This is a genomic window from Eggerthella sp., from assembly GCF_048329335.1.
Lineage (GTDB): Bacteria > Actinomycetota > Coriobacteriia > Coriobacteriales > Eggerthellaceae > Eggerthella > Eggerthella lenta.
This window is the reverse complement of record NZ_DBFEGU010000108.1, coordinates 1-1,514: the sequence shown is the minus strand read 5'-3', so window position 1 is coordinate 1,514 and position 1,514 is coordinate 1. Positions and strand designations below refer to the sequence as shown.

General features: G+C 68.0%; 3 protein-coding genes. All 3 read left to right on the top strand.

Annotated elements, in window-relative coordinates:
- Positions 1-649: class I tRNA ligase family protein (locus tag ACMO6A_RS03415; protein WP_418470786.1), on the top strand; the 649-nt coding region annotated here is incomplete at its 5' end.
- A gap of 206 nt (positions 650-855) precedes the next feature.
- Positions 856-1,158: a hypothetical protein gene (locus ACMO6A_RS03410; RefSeq protein ID WP_035585688.1), complete on the top strand. Its 303-nt coding sequence runs from the start codon at positions 856-858 to the stop codon at positions 1,156-1,158.
- An 18-nt stretch (positions 1,159-1,176) separates the two neighbouring features.
- Positions 1,177-1,514, top strand: a 338-nt coding sequence (locus ACMO6A_RS03405) for a TatD family hydrolase (RefSeq protein ID WP_418470785.1), incomplete at its 3' end; no start/stop codon positions are given.

The following is a 1,514-nucleotide window of genomic DNA, read 5'->3' as shown; positions in this document are numbered from 1 at the left end:
GAAGCCCGCGGACCTCTGCAAGGTGTTCGGCGTGGACGCGTACCGCGACTACTTCATGAGCGACGTGCAGTTCGGCGCCGACGGCGCCATCTCCATGGAGCGCATGGTGCAGGTCTACAACGCCGATTTGGCGAACACCTGGGGCAACCTGTGCAGCCGCGTGTTCAACATGACGAAGAAGTACTTCGACGGCCAGGTTCCGGAGGTGTCCGCCGGGGTTCTCGCGAAGGAGAACCCGCTGCGCGCCATCTCGGACGAGCTGTACGCCGAGTACGACGCCGCCCTGGGCGCCGTCGACTTCACGGCCGCCGCGGCCGCCGTGCAGAAGCTGGCCGGCCGCGTGAACCTCTACGTGGAGGAGAGCGCCCCGTGGAACCTCGCGAAGAGCGAGGAGACCGCCGGCGAGCTGGCCGAGGTCATCTACAACGCGCTCGAGGCCATCCGCATCATCGCGCTGTACATGGCGCCGTTCATGCCGAACACGTCGGCCGAGGTGTTCCGTCGCCTGTCGCTGGGCGACATCGAGGCCGTGACCGACATCGAGGCCGCGACGGCCTGGGGCCAGCTGCCCGCCGGCAACCCGGTGGAAATCGGCGACCCCCTGTTCCCGCGCCTGGACATGGACGCCATCGACCTGAGCATGGAGTAGAACGGTTCCGCCGGCCTGCCGGCCGGCGGAACGGCCGACGCTGCGGCGCGTCCTCGCAAGCGATCTTCGTGCGATCCCGGAGCCTCGCGTACCGCGGTACGCTTCGCCTCCGCGATCCCGCGAATCTCGCATCCGAGGACGCCCCTCGCTGGCTTTGTTGGACCGGCGACGACTCGAACAACCTGCGAGCAAGAAAGGACGCGACCATGGTCGACGAACAGAGCGCGGAACCCGTCTTCGACGATCCGCAGTTCCGGCAGAAGCGCAAGCACGGCCGTTACCGCGTGGTGGACGCTCCCCAGCTCGAGGGGCCTGTGGCCGACACGCACGCCCACCTGCAGCTTCTGCCCGATCCGTCGTACGCGCTCGCGCGCTGCGCAGCTCACAAGGTGGAGTTCGTCTGCACCATCGTGGACGTGTTCGAAGACGGAACGACCACGTTCGATCGCTTGAACTCGTGGCGGTTCGAGGCCGCTGCGGCTGCCAAGCGCTTCGTCGGCTGGACTTGAAGCGACCCCTTCCCGCGCGTGCCGCGGGTTCGGATCGCCGTCGGGTGCCACCCGCATAACGCGAAGTACTACGACGACGGCTTGGAGGCCGATTTGCGCCGTATGCTCAAGGACCCGCGCGTGGCCGCGCTCGGCGAGATCGGCTTGGACTACCACTACGACTTCTCGCCGCGCGACGATCAGCGCGAGGCCTTCCGTCGTCAGCTCCGCTTGGCGAAGGAGGCGGGGCTGCCCGTCGCGCTGCACCTGCGCGAGGCGCACGACGAGGCGCTGGCCATCATGCGCGAAGAGGGCTTCCCCGAGGCGGGCACGCTGCTGCACTGCTTCAACCTGGACTGGGCCACGCTGGAACCGTG